The sequence below is a fragment of the Phenylobacterium sp. genome (genome assembly GCF_037968635.1).
Taxonomy (GTDB): domain Bacteria; phylum Pseudomonadota; class Alphaproteobacteria; order Caulobacterales; family Caulobacteraceae; genus Phenylobacterium.
On the sequence record NZ_JBBKVV010000064.1, the window covers coordinates 1 to 16,115 of the forward strand.

The window sequence follows — 16,115 nt, forward strand, 5'->3', positions numbered from 1 at the left end:
ATGCCAGCCAGACCCACGCCACGCTGGAAGCCGGCCGATCCGGCCACCGCGCCGTCACGGATCATCAGCATCTGGGTGGAGTAGTCCTCAAGCTCGGCCAGGATGTGGGAGGAGACCACGATGGTCATGCCGTCGCGGGCCAGGGACAGGATCAGGTCCGACAGGCTGCGGCGCGCCTCAGGATCCAGCCCGGCGGCCGGTTCATCCAGCAGCAGCACGCGGGGTTGGTGGACGATGGTCTGGGCGATGGCCAGGCGCTGCTTGAGGCCGCGGGATAGTTCGCCCGCCCGGGCCTCTAGGCGGTCGGTGAGCTGCACGCGGGCGGCCGCCATCTCCACAGCGGCGGCGGTCTCCGACATGGCCACGCCCCGCGAACGGGCGGCGTAGGTCAGGGCCTTGCGGACCGACAGCTCCTCATAGAGGCCGAAGAAGTCCGGCAGGTAGCCGATGGCGGCGTGAACCCCGCGCGGGTCGGCCTCCACGTCGAGGCCCGCCACCTTGATCGTTCCCTCGGTGGGGACGTCGAGGGCGGCGATGCAGCGCATCAGGGTCGACTTTCCGGCCCCGTTGGGTCCCACCAGGGCGAGCACCGCCCCGGCCTGGACCTCGAAGGACACCCCGTGAAGGGCGCGGGCCGCCGGGTAGTCGTAGACCACACCGGACACCTCGATCATGGCGCTCATCTCAGCTCCCCTTCCAGGAAGGTCTTCAGGTTGCCGCCGTTGAACTTCAGGCCCCGGACGCCGGCGCGGCGGCCGGCTTCCACGTCGCCGTCCTTGTCGCCCACCATCAGGGAGCGGGTCAGGTCGACGGGGAACTCTGCGATCGCCTGCAACAGCATGCCGGGATTGGGTTTGCGGTTCGGCGGATCGGGATGGCGGTAGATGTCCTGCGCCGCATCGGGATGGTGCGGGCAGTAGTAGAAGGCGTCGACCTGGGCGTCGGCCTTGGCCAGATCGGCGCTCATCTGGACGTGCAGCTTCTGGACGTCGGCCTCGGTGTAGTAGCCCCGGCCGACGCCGGATTGGTTGGTCACGACGAACACCCACCAGCCGGCGGCGTTGAAGGCGGCGATGGCCTCCCGGGCGCCTGGAATCCAGACGAAATCCTCCCAGCGATAGACGTAGCCGGGGTCTTCATTGAGCACCCCGTCCCGATCGAGGAACAGGGCGGGGCGGGGGGTCTGGTCAGGCGCGCTCACAGGGTCACTCTAGCGCCAAGCCCGCGCGGCGTCGCGGGGGTCTGGACTTAAGCTTTCGTAACGCGCCATTTCGCCGACACACCGCCCCGGCTATGGTTGCCGGTCCCTTCCTGGTTTCCGAGGTCGCCTTGGCCGTTTCATCCGCGTCGCCCGTTCTCTCCATCAAAGACCTCAAGGTCGACTTCGCCACCCATGACGGGGTGGTTCGGGCCGTGCGGGGCGTGTCCCTGGACGTCGCCCGTGGCGAGACCCTGGGGGTCGTGGGCGAAAGCGGATCGGGCAAGAGCCAGACCTTCATGGCGCTCATGGGCCTGCTGGCCCGCAACGGGACGGCCACGGGCTCGGCCAAGTTCCTTGGGACAGAGTTGCTGAACCTCAAGCCGGCGGCGTTGAACAAGATCCGCGGCTCGAAGATGACCATGATCTTCCAGGATCCGCTGACCGCGCTGACCCCCCACGTCCGCATCGGCGAGCAGATCGCCGAGCCCCTGCGTCTGCATCTGGGCATGTCCGGGGACGCCGCCACCAAGCATGCCAAGGAATGGTTGGACCGGGTCCGCATCCCCGACGCCGAACGCCGGCTGCGCCAGTATCCGCATGAACTTTCCGGCGGCATGCGCCAGCGGGTGATGATCGCCGCGGCCATGGCCGGGGGCCCCGCCCTGCTGATCGCCGACGAACCCACAACCGCTTTGGACGTCACCGTCCAGGCCGAGATTCTCGACCTGATGGACGAGTTGAAGCGCGAAACCGGCACGGCCATGGTGTTGATCACCCACGACATGGGGGTCATCGCCCGCCTCGCCGACCGGGTCTGCGTGATGAAGGACGGCGCCTATGTTGAGGAAGGCGAGGCCGAGGCCATTTTCGCCGCGCCGAAGGATGCCTATACCCGCGCCCTGCTGGACGCCATTCCGCGTCTGGATCGCTCTGATCGCGGCGGCCGCCCGACCCTCACGCCCGTCGCGCCCAGCGCCCCCGTCGTGGTCGAGGGCAAGGACATCAGGGTCTGGTTCCCGATGCACGAGGGCCTGTTCGGCGCCAAACGGAACCTGCGCGCCGTGGATGGCGTCTCGTTCCAGGTGCGCGAGGGCGAGACCCTCGGCGTGGTGGGCGAAAGCGGCTGTGGCAAGTCCACCCTGGCGCGGGCCGTCATCAACCTGATCCCGGCCACCGGCGGGGCGGTCACCCTGCTGGGCCGCGACATCACCGGCGCCGACAGGGAAGCCCTGCGCGCCGCGCGCCGCGACCTGCAGATCGTCTTCCAGGACCCGCTGGCCAGCCTCGACCCGCGCATGACCATCGGCGACTCCATCGCCGAGCCCTTGCAGGTGTTCAAACCCGAGCTGAAGCGCGACGAGCGCGACGCTGAGGTGGCGGCGATGATGGCCAAGGTCGGGCTGCTGCCGGCCCTGATCAACCGCTATCCGCACGAGCTGTCCGGCGGCCAGAACCAACGGGTCGGCATCGCGCGCGCGATGATCCTGAAGCCCAGGCTGGTGATCTGTGACGAGGCGGTCTCAGCCCTGGATGTCTCGATCCGGGCCCAGATCATCGACCTGCTGATCGAGCTCCAGAAGGAGATGGGCCTGGCGATGATCTTCATCAGCCACGATCTGGCGGTGGTCCGCGAGATCAGTCACCGGGTGATGGTGCTCTATCTGGGCCGGGTCATGGAGCAGGCCGAGCGCGAGCAGCTCTACGCCAACCCGCAACACCCCTATACCAAGGCCCTGCTGTCGGCGGCCCCGATCCCTGATCCGATCCGCGAACGGTCACGCAAGCGGCTGAAGCTGGTGGGGGAGCCGCCGAGCCCCATGGACCCGCGCAGCGCCCTGCGTTTCCTGCCCTCGCGCCTGTCCGCCGACCCCCTCGGCCAGGTCTATGTGCCCGAGCTGAAGGAGGTGGCCCCCGGTCACCTGGTCTCGGAATTCGACCCGCCGGTCGAAGCTGCCTGACCGCGCCGGACCATGACCTCCAAAATTACCCCCATCCTGATGTCCGGCGGCGCGGGCACGCGCCTGTGGCCCCTGTCGCGCCAGGCCAAGCCCAAACAGTTCCACCGGCTGGGCGGCGCTGAGACCCTGATCCAGGCCACGGCCCTGCGGGTGACCGGACCGATGTTCAATCCGCCGATCGTGGTCTGCGCCGCGGACCATGTGGACCTGACGCGCGATCAGCTCGCCGAGGTGGGGATCAAGCCTCGCGCCCTCATCGCCGAGCCCGCCCCGCGCAATACGGCGGCCGCCTCCGTGGCCGCCGCCTCCGTGGCCGCCGAGATTGATCCGGACGGGGTCTTCATCCTGCTGCACGCCGACAACCTGGTGTCCGACGTGCCGACCATGCATCGCGCCATCGAGGCCGGGCGCGCGGCGGCGCAAGGTGGCGAGGTGGTGATCTTCAGCCTCAAGCCGACGGGACCGGAGACTATTTACGGCTATATCCGCGCCGGGGCCGGCGAGGGACCGGTGCGCAAGGTCGCCCAGTTCGTCGAGAAGCCGGACCTGGAAACCGCCAAGACCTTTGTCGCCGATCCGGACTATGGCTGGAACGCCGGCATGTTCATGTTCAGCGCCAAGGCCTTCCTGGAGGAGTGCCGGAGCCTGGCGCCCGCCATCTGCGCGGCCGCCGAGGCGGGCGTGGCGAAGGCCCAGCGACCCGGCGACGTGATCGCGCTCAGCCCCGACTTCCTCACCGCGCCGTCGGAAGCCATCGACACCGCGATCATGGAGAAGACCAACCGCGCCAGCGTGGTGGGCGCCGACATCGGCTGGAGCGACGTCGGTAACTGGCACGCCCTCTGGGAAGGTTCGGCTCGCGATGGCGAGGGCAACGCCCTGGACGGCGACGCCCTCGCCGTGGATTCGACGGGCAACATCGTTCGCACGGACGGTCCCGTCGTGGTGCTGGCCGGTGTCGACGACCTGGTGGTGGTGGTGGAAAACGGCGTCGTCCTGGTCACCCGCCGGGAATCCACCTCGTCCGTCAAGGCTGCGGTGGAGGCGCTGAAGACCCGGGGCCGGCGCGAGCTCCTATAGTCTGAGGTTGAGCCGGCTCGCCCCGCAGAGGTTGTATTCCGGGAATTCCGGCAACTTCGCGGAAAGACTTCGTGGTTAAGGTCCCTGTCCTGTTGTTGCGTTTTCGCCGCCGGGGATGGCCGCCTTGCAGATCGAAGTCCTCCGCCCGCAGGATATGACCGCGCAGCGCGTGGCCCGCTGGGCGGAGCTGCAGGCCGGCGACATCACCCTCGACAGCCCCTTCCTGTCGGCGGATTGGGCCCGCACCCTCGAGAGCGTGCAGCGTCAGACCTCCCGCCAGATCCGCGTCGCCGTCGCCGTCCTGGATGGCCGCGACGTCGCCTTCCTGCCCGTTCGGGTCGGGCATCTCACCGCCATGCCGGTGGGCGCGCCCATGTGCGACTATCAGGGTCTGGTGGCCGAGCCGGGCGTGAAGATCGATGCGCGAAGGATGGTCCAGGCTCTCGGCGTCCAGCGCTACGACTTCTGCCACATGATCGAGGACCAGGCCGAATTCGCGCCCTTCGCGCGGGGCCGGCAGCTGTCTCACGTGGTGGATGTCGAGGTGGGTTACGAGGCCTATGAGGCCGCTCGCCGCGAGGCCGGGACCTCGGTCCTGAAGGACTCAGACAAGAAGCGCCGCAAGGTCGAGCGGGAGGTGGGTCCCGCGACCTTCACAGCCTTCTCCCGCAGCCAGGCCGATTTCGACCAGCTGGTGGCCTGGAAGCGCGCCCAGCTGGACGCCACCGGCCAGACCGACATCTTCGACGCCGGCTGGACCCTGCGGCTGATGCAGGACCTGTTCGAGCGTCGCGACCCCGACTTCGGCGCGGTTCTCTTCACCCTGCACTTCGGCGACCGCCTGGCCGCGGTTCACCTGCACCTGCACGGCAAGAAGACCGTGCACGGCTGGCTGATCGCCCACGATCCGGAATTCGAGCGCTATTCGCCGGGCATCCTGCTGTTCCAGGACATCCTGCGCTGGATGGACGCCACGCCCTATTCGCGCCTCGACCTGGGTCCCGGCGACTACCGGTTCAAGCGCGAGCTGGCCAATACCGGGGTCTGGGTCACTCATGGCTTCGTCGGAGGGGTCGCCCCGGCGGCCCTGGTCCGCCACGCCGCCTATGGGGTCCGCGCCGCCGCCGAGGCCCTGCCGCTGGGCAAGATGTCGGAGCTTCCCGGTAAGGCCATGCGTCGCGTGGACGTCTTGCGCGGTTTGCGCTGAGGCCCGGCCCTCGTTAGAGGTGGCGTCCTTTTCCACCCCTGGCCTGATCATGACCCTGTCCATCGACGATATCCGCGCGGCTGCCGAGCGGCTGAAGGGGCGCATCGAGCGCACCCCCTGCCGACACTCGAAGACGCTGTCGGAGATTACCGGGGCTGAAGTCTGGGTGAAGTTCGAGAACCTGCAGTTCACCGCGGCCTACAAGGAGCGCGGCGCCCTCAACACCCTGCTGCAGCTCTCCGACAACGAGGCCAAGCGCGGCGTCATCGCCGCCTCCGCCGGCAATCACAGCCAGGGCCTAGCCTATCACGCCGCCCGCCTCGGGGTGCCGGTCACCATCGTCATGCCCCGCAACACCCCCTTCGTGAAGGTGCAGCAGACCAGGGCCTTCGGGGCAGAGGTGGTGCTGGACGGCGAGACCTATGACGACTCCGCGGCTCTGGCCAAGACGCTGTGCGCCGAGCGGGAGCTGGTTTTCGTCCACCCCTTCAACGACGTGAAGGTGATGGCCGGCCAGGGCACCGTGGCCCTGGAGATGTTCGAGGATGTGCCGGACCTGGAAGTGCTGCCGATCCCCATCGGCGGCGGCGGGCTGATCGCCGGCTGCGCCACGGTGGCGAAGTCGCTCAACGCCAAGGTCGAAATCTACGGCGTCGAACCGGCCATGTACCCCTCCTTCACCGCCAAGATGCGCGGCGTCGGCGCGGCCGCGGGCGGGGCCACCATCGCCGAAGGTATCGCGGTCAAGACGGTGGGCGAGGAGAGCTATTCCATCGCCCGGCCGCTGATCGACGACGTGCTGCTGATCGAGGAGCCCTATTTCGAGCGGGCCATCGCGCTCTATTGCAATGTCGAGAAGACGGTGGTCGAGGGCGCCGGCGCGGCTTCCTTGGCGGCGCTGCTGGCCTATCCGGAGAAGTTCCGCGGCAAGAAGGTCGGGCTGATCATCACCGGCGGCAATATCGACACTCGCCTGCTGGCCTCGGTCCTGACCCGCGAGCTGGTGCGTGAACAGCGCCTGGTCTCCCTGCGCATCATTGGCGACGACCGGCCGGGCCTGCTGGGAACGGTCTCGGCCCTGATCGGCGCCATGGGCGCCAACATCGTCGAGGTCGCCCACAACCGCCTGGCCCTCGACGTGCCCGCCAAGGGCGCGGAGTTCGACATCATGATCGAGACCCGCGACGCTCAGCATACCCAGGAAATCATGGAAGCCCTGCGCGAGAGTGGTTACCCGCCCCGCGCCGTTTAGGAGCGTGACAGCCGGAAGTGGACACCAGTTCCGGCGCCCGTCGCGCGACCAAAAAAAGGAAGTAGCTAGCTGATGAAGCGTATCGTCCTCGCCCTGGCCCTGGTGATGCTGGCGGCCTGTGGTCCAGACCAGAAGGCCACGGACAACCTGGCCGCGGCCAAGACGTTCCTGGCCACCAACGGCAAGGCGGCGGGGATCGTCACCCTGCCGTCGGGCCTGCAGTACAAGATCATCCAGTCGGGGCCGGCCACGGGCGCCAAACCTCACAACGGCGACGAGGTGAAGGTCCACTACGAAGGCAAGCTGCTGGACGGCAAGGTGTTCGACTCGTCCTACGAGCGCGGCGCGCCGGCCGCCATGCCCATCGACGCCCTGATCCCGGCCTGGATCGAAGCCCTGCAGCTGATGCGGCCGGGGGATGTCTGGATGCTCTATGTGCCGCCGGAACTGGGCTATGGCGAAGAAGGCGCGGGCGGCGGCGAGATCCCCGGCAACAGCGTACTGATCTTCAAGATTGAACTGATCGGCGTCCTGCCCGGCCCCGGCTCGATCGGCCAGGGCTGACCGCCAATTTTCTAGCTGAACAGGTGCGTGCGGGTGTCGGGGTTCTCCCGGCGCCACATGACGTTGTCCAGGAAGAAGTGGTGGATGTTGATGAAGATCCACACCGAGAACAGGCAGGCGGTGGCCCCGAACACAGCGTGGTCGTAGGGGATCAGGGTGTCCAACAGGTTGGGCAGGCCCCAGAAGCCGATGAAGCCCAGCGCCAGGCCTGACGCTACGAACACCGCCATGCCGCGCTTCCAGTTTCCCGGCTTGGCGCGCTCGACGCTGCCCTGGTAGCGCCAGACGACGGCCAGATACTGCAGCGAGTGGAAGGCCGGGATCACCAGCAGCCACAGTGGATTGATCCGCATGAACACCAGCCAGGTGTACAGGCTGACGGCGTAGGCCACCGCTCCGTTCCAGGGCAGGCGCTTCCAGGCCCGGCCCATCACCACCAGCGTCGCCGCCGTGGTCAAGGCGGCGGCGAGCCCCGCGATCATCAGCACCGGCGCGGGCACGGGCAGGGCGTAGTAGTCGAGGCCCCAGAGGTGGGTCACCTTCACCTGGTGATTGGCGTTCAGCCAGGAGAAGACCCACACCACATAGGCGTTGACCAGGAACACCTGCTTCTGGATCGCGGTGAAGAAGCTCTTTTTCAGGGCCGCATCCACCATCAGCATGCCGTAGCCCTGCTTGACGTAGTGCCAGCCCACGAAGAAGGCCATCAGGTTGCCGCCGAAGCCCAGCAGGCGCGTATCGGCGCTCATCAGGGCGGCGCCGAGATAGGCCGCCAGCACCAGCGGCACGACGATGCCGGCGAAGATGTAGCGGCCGCGCAGGACCGGGGCATGGGTTCCGCTCAAGGCCTTGGCCCCGAAGTCCCGGTAGAAGATCTGGTAGGAATGGGCGAAGTGCGGATGGTTGAGGATGTTGATCAGCATCCACATCACCGCCGCCAGCGGCGCGGCCACCCGGTCCGCCGGCAGCAGCAGCAGGATCGGGAAGGCCAGCAGTGAGCCGCCCCCCAACAGCAGGAAATCGGCGGCGGGACCCCACAGATAGCGTCGCGGCGCGGCGGCGGCCTGGGCCGCCAGCGTCTCGCCAACAGTGATCGACATGGCGCCCTCCGCCCAGCTTTGCGGAGACAATGGCGCGCAATGCTTAGGCCCTGGTGAACGAAACGCTAAGGCTGTGGGGGCAGGGTGGCGGCGTGCTGAGCTATGTTCTCCTCTATCTGGCCGTCATCAACCTGATGACCTTCGCGGTGTTCGCCGCCGACAAGCGCGCCGCCGCCGCCGGCCGCCGCCGCACGCCGGAGCGCGCCCTGCTGGGTCTGGCGGCCTTGGGCGGCGGCCTGGGGGCGGTGAGCGCCCAGCGCCTGCTGCGCCACAAGACCCGCAAACAGCCCTTCGCGGGCGAGCTGAACCTGATCGTGCTGGGCCAGGCCGCCCTCCTGGTGGTCCTCGCCGTGATCGCGGTTCGTCACGCCCTTGTCATACCCTAAGGAACCCTGCTGAGATCGCCCTCGGAGCCGCGCCGTCAGAGCGCCGGCCACGGGACGGATGGCGCGGATGGACTACGATCTGATCGTTGTCGGCGGCGGAATCGGCGGTTGCGCGCTGTCGGCCGTGATGGCGCAGGCCGGCGCCAGGGTCCTGATGCTGGAAGCCTCCGAGGTCTATGAGGACAAGGTGCGCGGCGAGTGGATCGCGCCCTGGGGCGTCACCGAGGTCAAGCGCCTGGGGCTCTACGACCTGCTGGTGGGGGCCGGCGGCCACCACATCGAGACCCACATCTCCTACGACGAGAACCGCGCGCCGGAGGCGGCGCGGTCCACGCCGGCGCCGCTCGGCATCTTCGCGCCCGGCGTGCCGGGGCCACTCTGCCTGGGCCACCCGCACCACTGCCAGACCCTGTTCGACGAGGCCGTCCGCCGGGGCGCCGACGCCCGTCGTGGGGTCCAGGTGGTCTCGGTGGCGGGAGGGGCCGCCCCCACCGTCACCTTCCACCATGACGGACAGGAAACCACCGCCACGGCCCGCCTGCTGGTGGGCGCCGATGGCCGCGCCTCCATGGTCCGCGAGACCCTGGGCATTCCGCTGCACCAGGATACGCCGCACCACATGTTCGCCGGCCTGCTGGTGGACGGCGCGCCCGGGTGGGACGACAAGGTCCAGGCCATCGGGGTGGAAGGTGATTTCTCCTTCCTGGCCTTCCCGCAAGGGGCGGGCAGGGTGCGGCTCTACGGCAGTTACGCTCTGGATCAACGGCGTCGGTTCGCGGGGCCGGAGGGCGCCAAGGCCTTCCTTGAGGCCTTCCGCGTGGAATGCTCCCCCGACAACGTCCACCTGGCGGACGCCAAACCCGTAGGGCCATTGCTGTCCTATTTCAACAACGACGCCTGGACCGATGAGCCCTATGCGCCCGGCGCGGTGCTGGTGGGCGACGCCGGCGGCTGGAACGACCCGATCATCGGTCTGGGCCTCTCCATCACCTATCGCGACGTCCGCATCGTCACCGACATCCTGAAGGCGGAGGCTGACGGGTCGAAGGCCGACTTCACCCCCTACGGCGAGGAACGCGCCGAGCGGATGCGCCGCCTGCGGTTCACCGCCGGCATCGTCTCGGTCCTGGAGGCGGAGTTCGGCGATACCGCGCGGGCCCGGCGCGACAGCCTGCACGAACGCGCCAGCCAGGACGCCTCCCTGCGCGCCCACAGCTTCGCGGTGATGGCCGGGCCCGAGGTCCTGCCGCCCGAGATCTTCACCCCCGAGCACCGCGCCCGCGTCCTGGGAGAGGCCTGATGGAAGACTTCAATCGCCGCTGGCTGGCCGCCTGGACCGCCAAGGACGTCGAGGCGCTGCTCGGCTTCTACACCCCCGACACCCTCTATTTCGACCAGCAGACCGCCGCCGGCATCCAGGGCCATCAGGCGCTGGGCGCCTACCTGACGGGCCTGTTCGGCATGACCCCGCCCATGCGCTACGAGGCCGAGGAGATCTGGGAGATCAGGGGCGGCTTCTGCGGACGCTGGTACTGCACCATCGGCGATGCGCCAACGCCGGCCCTGCGCGGCTTTGATCTGGTGCTGATGGACGGCGACCGCATCGCCCGCAATGAGGTCTATGTCCACACCCTGGGCGCCGCGGCGTGAGCGGCCTTCCCATCGTCACCGACCCCTACGCCGTCGACGCCGCATGGCTGACCGCCGCCCTCAATCGCGCCGGTGTCGCAGCCAAGGTCGAGGCCTTCACCACGCAGAAGGTGGGGGACGGCATGCTAGGGGAAAGCGTGCGCTTCAACCTGGTCTACGCCGCGCCGGTGGAGGGCGCGCCGGCCAGCGTGGTGGGCAAGTTCCCATCGGCCGATCCGGTCAGCCGCGCCACCGGCGGGACCATCGGCCTCTATCTGAACGAGGTGCGCTTCTACCAGGAGATCGCCCACACGGTGGATATCCGCACGCCTCGGCCGTACGTCGCGGAGATCAATACCGTCACCCACGACTTCACCCTGCTGCTCGAGGACATGGGGCCGGCGCGCGGTGGCGATCAGCTCACCGGCTGCGGCCTCGCCGACGCGGAGGTGGCGATGGCGGAGGCTGCGGCCCTGCACGGCCCTCGCTGGGCCGACCCGACCTTGGCGCAGGTGGAGTTCCTCAACCGGCCGGCCATTGATGCGGGCGGAATCGCGGCCATGTTCGGCGCCATCATCACCGCCTTCCGCGCTCGCTATGAGGATCGGCTGGAGCCGGAGTACATGGCGGTCTGCCAGGACTTCGCCGACAATATCGGGGCGTTCTACGCCGGGCCGGCCGCGCCGCCGACCCTGCAGCATCTCGACTTCCGGCTCGACAACATGCTGTTCGATCCCCAGGGCGGCCGCTGGCCCCTGGCGGTGCTGGACTGGCAGTCGGTGGCCTTGGGTCCGGGCGTGCTGGACGTGGCCTATTTCATCGGCGCGGGCCTGCCCACCGAGATCCGCCGAAAGCACGAGCAGGACCTGCTGAGGCAATGGCTGGAAGCCTTGCGCAAGTATGGCGTGGCCTATGACTGGAACGAGGCCTGGACCGCCTACCGCCACTACCTGCTGCAGGGGGTCTTCACCGCCATCTTCGCCTCGGTCAGCACCAAGCAGACCGAGCGCGGCGACCAGATGTTCCTGACCATGGCCCGCCGCCATTGCGCCCAGGCGTTGGACCTGGAGTCGATGGCGATGCTCAGGGGCTGAGCGCCCTCAGTCGGTGAACACCACGGTCTTGCTCCCATTGAGCAGCACCCGGTCCTCGAGCCGCCAGCGGACGGCGCGGGCCAGGACGCGGCGCTCGATGTCGCGGCCCTTGCGGATCAGGTCGCGCGGGGTGTCGCGGTGGCTGATGCGCTCCACGTCCTGTTCGATGATCGGCCCCTCGTCGAGGTCGGCGGTGACGTAGTGGGCGGTGGCGCCGATCACCTTCACGCCGCGCTGGTGGGCCTGGTGATAGGGCCGGGCGCCCTTGAAGCCGGGCAGGAAGGAGTGGTGGATATTGATGCAGCGGCCCTCCAGCTTGGTGGCCAGACCGTCGGACAGCACCTGCATGTAGCGGGCGAGCACCACCAGCTCTGTGTCAGTCTCCTGGATCAGCCGCCAGAGCGCGGCCTCCTGCTCCATCTTGGTGTCGCGGGTCACCGGCAGGTGGTGGAACGGCACGCCGGAGAGATCGAGGTGCGCATAGGTGTCGGCGGCGTGATTGGAGACCACCGCCGCCAGGGTCATCGGCAGCTCGCTACGCCGCCAGCGGTAAAGCAGGTCGGCCAGGCAGTGGTCCTGCTGTGAGGCCAGGATCATCACCCGCTTCTTCACCTTGGGATCGCGCAGGGCCCAGTCCATGCCGAATTCCCTGGCATGGGGGGCGAAGGCCTCGCTTAGGGTTTGTGCGCTCAAGTCACCGGCGAACACCACGCGCATGAAGAAGCGGCCGGTTTCCTCGTCGTCGAACTGCTGGGCGTCGAGGATGTTGCAGCCGCGCTCGAACAGGAAGGCCGAGACACGGGCGACGATGCCGGGGCGGTCGGGACAGGCGAGAGTCAGGATCATGGTATCGCCTAAGGCTCGATCAGGGGCCGGACGTCAAGTTCCGAACAGTTTGGAGTCTCACCAACAGTTGCGCCGGTTGGCGGGTGGAGCCGGCCCGCGCCCAGGGCTAGGGTGACCCATGACCCTGACAGCCCGCGCCCTCGACATCCTCTCCACCCTGGTGGCCTTCGACACGACGTCGCGGCTCTCCAACCTCGCCCTCATTGAATGGGTTGAGGCCTATCTGGACGACCATGGCGTCCCCCACCGCCGCGCGCCCAACCATGACGGCACGAAATCCAACCTGCTGGCCACGGTCGGCCCGATGATCGAGGGCGGTGTCGTGCTGTCGGGTCATACCGACGTGGTGCCGGTGGACGGCCAGCCCTGGGTCACCGACCCCTTCACCCTGACGCCAAAGGACGATGGTCGCATCTATGGGCGCGGGACCTGCGACATGAAGGGGTTCCTGGCTCTGGCGCTCGCCGCCGTGCCCGACCTGGTGGCGGCAGGTCCGAAGAAGCCTGTGCACCTGGCCTTTTCCTATGACGAGGAGATCGGCTGCCTGGGCGCCCCCGACCTGATCCGTCTGATCGGCAAGGAGCTGCCGACGCCGGCCCTCGTCGTGGTGGGCGAACCCACCAACATGGAGGCCGTGCGTGGCCACAAGGGCATCATCAACCACCTGGTGACCGTCAACGGCCACGAGGCCCACTCGAGCCAGACCCAGTTGGGGATCTCTGCGGTCATGGAGGCTGTGCCGCTGCTGGCGACGATACGGGACCTGGCGGCCAGGCTGGAGCGCGAGGCCGATCCCGCCTCCCTGTTCACCCCAAAGCACGCGACGATGACCATCGGCCTCGTGCACGGCGGCACGGCAGGCAATATCCTGGCGCGGGAGTGCGCCTTCCAGTTTGATCTGCGCTATGCCGCCGGCCTAGACCCCGAGGCCCTGCTGGCGCCCTTCCTGGCCCAGTGCGCGGCGCTGGACGCCGCCCTGAAGGCCCGCTTCCCTCTGGCTGGCGTCAAGGTCGAGCGCCGCTCCTTCACGCCGCCGCTGGCCCCCGAGCCCGACGGCGCGGCCGAGGTCTTCGCGCGCCGCCTGACCGGCGACAACGGTCCGCCCCGTGTGGTGGCCTTCGCCACCGAGGCCGGCCAGTTCCAGCAGGCGGGATTCTCCACCGTCATCTGCGGCCCCGGCTCCATCGACCAGGCCCACCAGCCCAACGAATATGTCGAGGCCGTCCAGATGGAGCGCGGCGCGGCGTTCATGGAGCGACTGGTGGACTGGGCCAGGGCGGGAGCCTAGCGCCTTATCACCACCCGACGCAGGAACAGGTCGAACGGATTCCAGGTCATCGCGCGCGCTATGGCCCAGGACCCGACGGTCCGCGTCGCCTGGGTCTCGCGGCGCGCGGCGAGGGCCACGTCCAAACCGGAGATTCCCGCCATCAGGCCGCGCCACGGCGCCTTGAACTCGTGGCGGTCGGCGTGGCGCAGGAACAGCAGGGCGGTGGTGAGGACGTGCAGAGGCAGGCTCAACCACAGCAGCGGGCCCGGCGTGTTCTTCAGATAGACCCACAGCCGGTTGCGGGTGCCGTGGAACACCGCGAACTCCGAGCGGGGTCCGCCCGAGGCGGTGGAGCCCACGTGCCGCACGACTGCGCTCGGCACCACGATCGTCGGCTCGCCGATCAACCGCATCCGGTAGCCGAAGTCGACGTCCTCGCAGTAGCAGAACAGCCGCTCGTCGAAGCCTCCCAGTTTCAGGAAGAAGTCCCGGTCCACCAGCATCGCCCCGCCGCAGGCCGAGAACACCTCGCCGGGGGGCACAGGCCCAGGATCGCGGCCCGTATAGCCGCCTCGGAAAGGGAAGCCCGCCCCGGACATCACATCGCCGAGGCCGTCCAGGCGGGTCGGGTCGTCGGCCATCAGCTGGCGCGACGAGAAACACTTCACCTGAGGCCAGGTCTTCGTCGCCGCCATCAGGGTCGCCAGCCAGTCCGGGTCGGCGAAGGCGTCGGGATTGATCAGGGCCATCCACCGGCCGGTGGCGAGCTTGGCGGCGCGATTGACCCCGGCGGCGAAGCCCAGGTTCGAGCCCGCCTCCACGAAACGGACCCCCGGGTGGGCGCCCGCCGCCGCCTGTGGCGCACCGTCGCTGGAGGCGTTGTCGAGCAGGATGATCTCGTGGTCGTCGAACCCTTGGGCCGCCAGGGCCGCGAGGCAGGTTTCCAGGTGGCGCCCGCTCTGATAGGCGACCACGACAATGCTGACGGCGGGCGTCAAAGACTTGTCTTTCGCGCCAAGCCGCGCCATCGCAAGCGTCACTCCGTCCAACTGAGGCGCCATGACGACGATTACGCCCCTCGCCCTGCCCGACGTCCTGCTTATCACGCCCAAGCGCCATGGCGATGCGCGAGGCTGGTTCATGGAGACCTGGAGCCGGCGCGCCTTCGCCGAGCATGGGTTGGACATCGACTTCGTTCAGGACAACCACGCCTTCAGTGGCGAGGCGGGCACCGTGCGCGGCCTGCACTTCCAGGCGGCCCCTCACCCCCAGGCCAAGCTGTTGCGCGTCCTGCGCGGTTCGATCCTGGACGTCGCTGTGGATATCCGCCCGGGCTCGGCCACCTACGGCCAGTGGGTTTCAGCCACCCTGACGGCGGCGGGCGGCGAGCAGCTGCTGGTGCCGCGCGGCTTCGCCCACGGCTACTGCACGCTCGAGCCCGATACCGAGCTCGCCTACAAGGTGGACGGCCTCTATGCGCCGCAGACCGAGGGCGCGGTGCTGTGGAACGATCCGGACCTTGCCATCGACTGGCCGGACTTCGCCGGATCGGTGCTGTCGGACAAAGACAAGGCCGCGCCCCGCCTGAAGGATCTGGCGCGGGTGGACTTCTGATGGCCGAAGTCAGCGAACTGGCCTCCATCCTGGAGCTCGAACCCATCGAGCTGGATATGTTCCGCGCCCAGACCCCGGCCGGCGCCGGCAGCCGCATCTATGGCGGCCAGGTGGTGGCCCAGGCCATGGCCGCGGCCTATCGCACCATCGACGACGGTCGCCTGTGCCACTCCATGCACGGCTACTTCATGCGGCCGGGCGACCCCAAGACACCGATCCTGTTCCAGGTCGAGCGGGTGCGCGATGGCGGCTCCTTCGCCGTGCGCCGGGTCGTGGCCCTGCAGAACGGCAAGCAGATCTTCAACCTGGCCGCCTCCTTCCAGACGCCGGAGGCGGGGTTCGAGCACCAGTTCGACATGCCCGCCGCGCCCGCGCCGGACACCTTGTTGAACGAGGAGGAGCTGCGCGCCAAGGCGGGCCTGGATCCCGCCAGCCGCCGCATCTGGCCCGTCGAGGTCCGCCCCTGCGACCCGCAGGAGCATGGCCAGACCCTGGCCCTGCCGCCCCTCGACATGTGCTGGTTCCGCGCCCGGGTGTCGCTGGGGGACGACGTGATCCTCAACCAGTGCGCCCTGGCCTACGGCACCGACATGACCCTTCTGGACGTGTCCCTGCGGCCCCACGCGGTGAACTGGGATTCCGGGCGCCTGCAGGTGGCCAGCCTCGACCACGCGCTGTGGTTCCACAAGGCCAGCGACTTCTCACAGTGGCACCTCTATGTGCAGGACAGCCCCTCGGCCTCGGGCGGACGCGGTTTCAATCGCGGATCGATCTATGGGCCCGACGGCGCGTTGGTGGCGTCGGCCACCCAGGAAGCCCTGATCCGCTTCCGCTAGAGCCGGATGGCTTCTCTCGAAGCCTGAATCCGGCTCTAGGTTTTTGAAATTAGATCACGATGCGATCAGACGATTCCG

The 16,115-nt window shown here is 68.5% G+C and carries 17 protein-coding genes; 12 read left to right on the forward strand and 5 right to left on the reverse strand.

The features are described 5' to 3' along the window. Both AAC997_RS07560 and AAC997_RS07565 read right to left on the reverse strand, forming a co-directional pair. Positions 1-683, reverse strand: a 683-nt coding sequence (locus AAC997_RS07560; RefSeq protein ID WP_340645082.1) for an ABC transporter ATP-binding protein, incomplete at its 3' end; no start/stop codon positions are given. Then, positions 680-1,201 (reverse strand): HAD family hydrolase, encoded by a 522-nt coding sequence (locus AAC997_RS07565; RefSeq protein WP_340645083.1) that lies wholly within the window; start codon positions 1,199-1,201, stop codon positions 680-682. The genes AAC997_RS07560 and AAC997_RS07565, both read right to left, overlap by 4 nt. Before the next feature lie 128 nt (positions 1,202-1,329). Here AAC997_RS07565 and AAC997_RS07570 point away from each other — a divergent pair, with 128 nt between their 5' ends. The 5 genes from AAC997_RS07570 to AAC997_RS07590 all read left to right on the forward strand — a co-directional run bounded on the left by AAC997_RS07570 (position 1,330) and on the right by AAC997_RS07590 (position 7,262). Continuing rightward, entirely contained in the window at positions 1,330-3,159 is a 1,830-nt protein-coding gene (locus tag AAC997_RS07570) for a dipeptide ABC transporter ATP-binding protein (protein ID WP_340645084.1), read from the forward strand. Between the two features lie 12 nt (positions 3,160-3,171). Then, positions 3,172-4,239 carry a sugar phosphate nucleotidyltransferase gene (locus tag AAC997_RS07575; protein ID WP_340645085.1) on the forward strand — a complete coding sequence of 356 codons (1,068 nt, stop codon included), beginning with the start codon at positions 3,172-3,174 and terminating at the stop codon, positions 4,237-4,239. A 115-nt stretch (positions 4,240-4,354) separates the two neighbouring features. Further along, the gene (locus AAC997_RS07580) at positions 4,355-5,446 is read left to right on the forward strand and encodes a GNAT family N-acetyltransferase (protein ID WP_340645086.1); all 1,092 of its coding nucleotides are present in this window, start codon (positions 4,355-4,357) and stop codon (positions 5,444-5,446) included. A 49-nt stretch (positions 5,447-5,495) separates the two neighbouring features. Beyond that, complete coding sequence (locus tag AAC997_RS07585; protein ID WP_340645087.1) at positions 5,496-6,698, forward strand: threonine ammonia-lyase; 1,203 nt, start codon at positions 5,496-5,498, stop codon at positions 6,696-6,698. 72 nt (positions 6,699-6,770) lie between these two features. Next, complete coding sequence (locus AAC997_RS07590; protein ID WP_340645088.1) at positions 6,771-7,262, forward strand: FKBP-type peptidyl-prolyl cis-trans isomerase; 492 nt, start codon at positions 6,771-6,773, stop codon at positions 7,260-7,262. An 11-nt stretch (positions 7,263-7,273) separates the two neighbouring features. Here the strand turns inward: AAC997_RS07590 and AAC997_RS07595 are convergent, their stop codons facing one another. Next, the gene (locus AAC997_RS07595) at positions 7,274-8,362 is read right to left on the reverse strand and encodes a hypothetical protein (RefSeq protein WP_340645089.1); all 1,089 of its coding nucleotides are present in this window, start codon (positions 8,360-8,362) and stop codon (positions 7,274-7,276) included. Positions 8,363-8,454: 92 nt separating this feature from the next. On the opposite strand from AAC997_RS07595, the gene AAC997_RS07600 reads away from it, so the two are divergent. From AAC997_RS07600 to AAC997_RS07615, 4 genes are all read left to right on the forward strand, one after another. Continuing rightward, positions 8,455-8,748: a DUF1294 domain-containing protein gene (locus tag AAC997_RS07600; RefSeq protein WP_340645090.1), complete on the forward strand. Its 294-nt coding sequence runs from the start codon at positions 8,455-8,457 to the stop codon at positions 8,746-8,748. 67 nt (positions 8,749-8,815) lie between these two features. Then, a complete protein-coding gene (locus AAC997_RS07605; RefSeq protein WP_340645091.1) occupies positions 8,816-10,048 on the forward strand; it encodes an FAD-dependent monooxygenase in 1,233 nt (410 codons plus the stop codon). Continuing rightward, complete coding sequence (locus AAC997_RS07610; RefSeq protein WP_340645092.1) at positions 10,048-10,398, forward strand: nuclear transport factor 2 family protein; 351 nt, start codon at positions 10,048-10,050, stop codon at positions 10,396-10,398. The genes AAC997_RS07605 and AAC997_RS07610 overlap by 1 nt, the downstream gene beginning before the upstream one ends. Then, a complete protein-coding gene (locus AAC997_RS07615; protein WP_340645093.1) occupies positions 10,395-11,471 on the forward strand; it encodes a phosphotransferase in 1,077 nt (358 codons plus the stop codon). The genes AAC997_RS07610 and AAC997_RS07615 overlap by 4 nt, the downstream gene beginning before the upstream one ends. A 6-nt stretch (positions 11,472-11,477) precedes the next feature. Here AAC997_RS07615 and purU read toward each other — a convergent pair whose 3' ends face one another. Further along, complete coding sequence (gene purU / locus AAC997_RS07620; RefSeq protein WP_340645094.1) at positions 11,478-12,317, reverse strand: formyltetrahydrofolate deformylase; 840 nt, start codon at positions 12,315-12,317, stop codon at positions 11,478-11,480. A gap of 118 nt (positions 12,318-12,435) precedes the next feature. Here purU and argE point away from each other — a divergent pair, with 118 nt between their 5' ends. Next, on the forward strand, positions 12,436-13,605 hold the full coding sequence (gene argE / locus AAC997_RS07625) for an acetylornithine deacetylase (RefSeq protein WP_340645095.1): 1,170 nt from the start codon (positions 12,436-12,438) through the stop codon (positions 13,603-13,605). On the opposite strand, the gene AAC997_RS07630 is transcribed toward argE, so the two are convergent. Then, positions 13,602-14,585 carry a glycosyltransferase family 2 protein gene (locus tag AAC997_RS07630; RefSeq protein WP_340645096.1) on the reverse strand — a complete coding sequence of 328 codons (984 nt, stop codon included), beginning with the start codon at positions 14,583-14,585 and terminating at the stop codon, positions 13,602-13,604. The genes argE and AAC997_RS07630 overlap by 4 nt on opposite strands. Before the next feature lie 61 nt (positions 14,586-14,646). On the opposite strand from AAC997_RS07630, the gene rfbC reads away from it, so the two are divergent. Together rfbC and AAC997_RS07640 are read left to right on the forward strand one after the other, a co-directional pair. After that, positions 14,647-15,201, forward strand: a complete 555-nt coding sequence (gene rfbC / locus AAC997_RS07635; protein ID WP_340645097.1) for a dTDP-4-dehydrorhamnose 3,5-epimerase — start codon at positions 14,647-14,649, stop codon at positions 15,199-15,201. Further along, on the forward strand, positions 15,201-16,037 hold the full coding sequence (locus tag AAC997_RS07640) for an acyl-CoA thioesterase II (RefSeq protein WP_340645098.1): 837 nt from the start codon (positions 15,201-15,203) through the stop codon (positions 16,035-16,037). Before rfbC ends, AAC997_RS07640 begins: the two co-directional genes overlap by 1 nt. The last annotated feature ends 78 nt before the right edge of the window (positions 16,038-16,115 follow it).

Excerpts from the sequence above, each read along its gene's own strand:
- AAC997_RS07575 (WP_340645085.1), top strand. The coding sequence starts at position 3,172 with ATGACCTCCAAAATTACCCCCATCCTGATGTCCGGCGGCGCGGGCACG.
- AAC997_RS07580 (WP_340645086.1), top strand. The coding sequence starts at position 4,355 with ATGGCCGCCTTGCAGATCGAAGTCCTCCGCCCGCAGGATATGACCGCG.
- AAC997_RS07585 (WP_340645087.1), top strand. The coding sequence starts at position 5,496 with ATGACCCTGTCCATCGACGATATCCGCGCGGCTGCCGAGCGGCTGAAG.
- AAC997_RS07590 (WP_340645088.1), top strand. The coding sequence starts at position 6,771 with ATGAAGCGTATCGTCCTCGCCCTGGCCCTGGTGATGCTGGCGGCCTGT.
- AAC997_RS07595 (WP_340645089.1), bottom strand. The coding sequence starts at position 8,362 with ATGTCGATCACTGTTGGCGAGACGCTGGCGGCCCAGGCCGCCGCCGCG.
- AAC997_RS07605 (WP_340645091.1), top strand. The coding sequence starts at position 8,816 with ATGGACTACGATCTGATCGTTGTCGGCGGCGGAATCGGCGGTTGCGCG.
- AAC997_RS07610 (WP_340645092.1), top strand. The coding sequence starts at position 10,048 with ATGGAAGACTTCAATCGCCGCTGGCTGGCCGCCTGGACCGCCAAGGAC.
- purU (WP_340645094.1), bottom strand. The coding sequence starts at position 12,317 with ATGATCCTGACTCTCGCCTGTCCCGACCGCCCCGGCATCGTCGCCCGT.
- argE (WP_340645095.1), top strand. The coding sequence starts at position 12,436 with ATGACCCTGACAGCCCGCGCCCTCGACATCCTCTCCACCCTGGTGGCC.
- rfbC (WP_340645097.1), top strand. The coding sequence starts at position 14,647 with ATGACGACGATTACGCCCCTCGCCCTGCCCGACGTCCTGCTTATCACG.
- AAC997_RS07640 (WP_340645098.1), top strand. The coding sequence starts at position 15,201 with ATGGCCGAAGTCAGCGAACTGGCCTCCATCCTGGAGCTCGAACCCATC.